At 66.3% G+C, this 3,431-nt stretch carries 2 protein-coding genes; one reads left to right on the forward strand and one right to left on the reverse strand.

Going from position 1 to position 3,431, the window contains the following annotated elements; genetic code table 11:
* The first annotated feature begins 134 nt into the window (after positions 1–134).
* Positions 135–1,748, forward strand: coding sequence for a recombinase family protein (locus tag STRTUCAR8_RS40875; protein WP_044473756.1), 1,614 nt, complete (start codon positions 135–137; stop codon positions 1,746–1,748).
* A 201-nt stretch (positions 1,749–1,949) separates the two neighbouring features.
* Here the strand turns inward: STRTUCAR8_RS40875 and STRTUCAR8_RS40880 are convergent, their stop codons facing one another.
* Positions 1,950–3,329 (reverse strand): replication initiator, encoded by a 1,380-nt coding sequence (locus STRTUCAR8_RS40880; protein WP_086025861.1) that lies wholly within the window; start codon positions 3,327–3,329, stop codon positions 1,950–1,952.
* Between the last annotated feature and the right edge of the window lie 102 nt (positions 3,330–3,431).

Below are 3,431 nucleotides of genomic sequence, written 5' to 3' on the forward strand. Positions count from 1 at the left end.
ACCCCTTGCTGCACCTCAGACCACTACTTCACCGTGAGCGGCAGCAACTTCTTGCCGGTCGGGCCGATCTGGATGCTGGTGTCCATCTGCGGCCATATGGACACACGCTTAAAACCAGCACTACGTTCCTATACATGGGGACACACACACGGAAGCGCACAGCAGCCGACCAGAGGCAGTACTCGGTCGAGGCGGAGTGGACGGACGCAGATCGCGCACTCCTGGAGGAGCTGAGGCAGGCAGAGGCTCAACTTCCTGAGGATGCACCTCGGGCCCTCTTATCCATCCGCCTGTCTGTACTGACGGACGAAACAACGTCACCGGTGCGGCAGGAACTTGACCTCCGCATCCTGGCCAGGGAGCGACGCTGTCGAGTCGTCGGCGTCGCCTCCGATCTGAACGTGTCGGCCACCAAGGTTCCGCCATGGAAGAGGAAGGAACTTGGGGACTGGCTGAACAACCGCTCCCCCGAGTTCGACGAGCTCTTGTTCTGGAAGCTGGACCGCTTCGTTCGCCGCCTCTCCGATCTCTCGACGATGATCGAGTGGAGCTTGAAGCGCGGGAAGAATCTGGTCTCGAAGAACGACAGCCTTGATCTCACGACGACCGCCGGAAAGATCATGGTCACGATCATTGGCGGCATCGCCGAGATCGAAGCGGCCAACACCTCCACCCGAGTCACGAGCCTGTGGGACTACGCGAAGACGCAGGAAGAATGGATCATCGGCAAGCCGACGTACGGATACGTCACAGGCGAGGACGAGTCGGGAAAGATCGGTCTCGTCATCGAGCCCGAAGCGCACAAGGCTCTGCACTGGGCTCGCCGTATGGCGCTTCGAGGACGTTCCGCCCGGTTCATGGTGCGCTGCCTGAAGCGGTCCGGCCTCATGAGCCAGGGACTCACCGTGGCAACGCTGCACCGCCGTCTTCGTAACCCCGCGCTCCTCGGCCACCGAGTAGAAGAGGACAAGCAGGGAGGACAACGGCGCTCGAAGACAGTCCTTGGTAAGGACGGCAGGCCGATCAGGGTCGCTCCCCCCATCTTCACTGAGGAGGAGTTCGAGACCCTCGGCGCCGCTCTCGACAAGCGCAAGAAGAACCAGCCTCCGCGACGTGTCGGCGGAGCGACTCAGTTCCTCGGCGTCCTCCTGTGCGCCGAGTGCAAGACAAACATGACTGTGCAGATCACGAACAACACGTGGGGGACCTACCACTACCTACGGTGTCGCAATTGCCGGAGCGGAGGGCTCGGCGCACCCAACCCCGAGCGGGTCTACGAGCGCCTTGTGGAAGACGTACTCAAGGTCCTCGGGGACTTCCCCGTACAGGTTCGCCAGTACGCCGAGGGCGCCGAAGTACGGAGGGAGGTCAAGCGCCTCCAAGAGTCCATCGCCCTCTATATGAAGGAGCTCGAACCCGAGGGCCGGTACACCAAGAACCGGTTCACGAAGGAACAGGCAGAGGCGACGCTCGACAAGCTCATTGGAGAGCTCGAAGCCGTCGACCCCGAGACGGCGAAGGACCGATGGATCCACGTCCACGGTGGGAAGACCTTCCGAGAACACTGGCAGGAAGGCGGCATGGAAGCCATGGCCGCCGACCTGTACCGAGTCGGCATCCGGTGCGAGGTCACCCGCACGAAGGTGCCGAAGGTGCGGGCCCCGAAGGTCCACCTCCGGCTGTTGATCCCCAAGGACGTACGCGAGCGTCTGGTGATCCGAGAGGACGACTTCGCGGAAGTCTTCTGACGGCGTCCAGCCGACGTACGAAAAGAGCCGCCTCCCCGAGCCGTACGAGGAGGCGGCTTCTCGTCTCACTCGAACCCTATGGCTGGGTCGAACGGTGTCTCGTTGCCGTCGTCGTCCACGATCACAATCTCACTTTCGATCAAGCTCGTGCGCTTCTCGTCCGAGTTGGGAGGCACGGACAGGCGTAACGGATGCCGAGACTCAGGGGCAGGAAGTGCGGCTATCGACCCCGCCCCCTTCCTGTCTCGCTTCTGAGCCGAGTCGTCGAGACTCTGCGATGTCCTCGGCGATTCCGGTGGCGATGAGTGCGGCGCCGGGGGTGTGGCCGGAGCCGACGTAGCGCCAGTTCCGTTCGGTGAGCGTGTCGGGGATGTCGGTGTGGCCGAGGTGGTGGGCGCGTTCGGCGCGTAGGGCCGCGTATGTCGTCGAGTAGGCGCGGGACTTGGTGAGGATGTGGCCGCGATAGCCGAGGGTGTGGGTCCAGGCGCGGAGGCGGAGAGGCTCGTAGTCGGGGAGGCCGCCGAGGCGCCAGCAGGTGCGCATGAGGGTGCGCACGTGTTCGGTGACGGGTGCGGCGTCGATGTCGTCCCGGGTGGTGAGGGGGTGGTCGGTGCCGGCGCCTGTCTCGCTGGCTCCTTTGGTGACGTACTTGGCGACGTACGCGGCTACAGCGTCGTCGTCGGGTCCGTCGCCGTCGGTGTGCAGTTGCCGGGCGTCGACCTGGACGCCCCAGCGCAAGGCCAGTTCGCCCACGGCCGGGCTGTAGGGGGTGTGGACCAGGACCCGTCCGGCGGAGGCGCGTACGGCGTCGGTGAGTAGTTGCGCGGTCCCCCAGGCCGGGGGTTCGTCGTTGGGTCCGTTCGGGCCGTCGAGGCGGACGACGGCATGGACGTGGACGGCCGCGCGTTTCTGGTATTCGGCGACGCGGGCGAAGGACAACCGGGCGTGGTCGACGAAGCGGGACTGTACGAGGCCGACGGAGGAGGCGAGGCGGCGCCGGACGTCGATGACGAACCGGTCCCACAGCTTGGATGCGTGTGCGTGCCACAGCACGTGGGCGCTGTAGTCGTAGCAGTCGGCGCACAGCGGTTGGCCGACGGCCGGAGCATCCGGGGCGTGGACGGCGCCGCAGCCGAGGGAACGCCCGTGTGCGCAGGTGCTGGTGTCGCGGCGCGGTCGGCAACGTTCGTTCCCGGCGCGGTGGACCGGCCCGAACGAAGGCGCGGTGAGGGTGACGAAGAGGCGGGGGCGGTTGCGGACGGTGGCGGGGATGTTCTTGCCGCCGAGGAGTCCCGCGCGGACGAGGTGGAAGGTGTCGCCCGCGTGGAGTCGGGAGCAGGCCGGGCAGACACTCGCGCGCCGGTTGCGGCAGCGGACGAGGAGGCGTTCGCCGGGTTCGGTGCGGGTGTCGTAGTGGCGGAGGATCTCGCCGGTTGCCGTATCCAGGGTCGTGGTCGACCCGGAGAGGTGGATGGGGTGGGCGCAGCCGCCGGTAGCGGTGATCTGTTCCAACCAGCGCGGGAGTTGGGGGTGTTGGGCGATGCGGAGTGCGTCTCGGTCTGTTTCGGGGAGTTGGCGCAGGCGCGCCGTGCGGTCGAGGACGGCGCGCCTGTCGGCCGGGGTGGGGTGTTGCGGGGTGATGGTGGTGGCCTTCCGGGGTGGGCCGCCGCTGCGGCACGGATG

The sequence above is a fragment of the Streptomyces turgidiscabies Car8 genome (assembly GCF_000331005.1).
Taxonomy (GTDB): domain Bacteria; phylum Actinomycetota; class Actinomycetes; order Streptomycetales; family Streptomycetaceae; genus Streptomyces; species Streptomyces turgidiscabies.

What these genes read in the sequence shown, in the direction of transcription:
- STRTUCAR8_RS40875 (WP_044473756.1), top strand. Translation starts at nt 135, where the DNA reads ATGGGGACACACACACGGAAGCGCACAGCAGCCGACCAGAGGCAGTAC.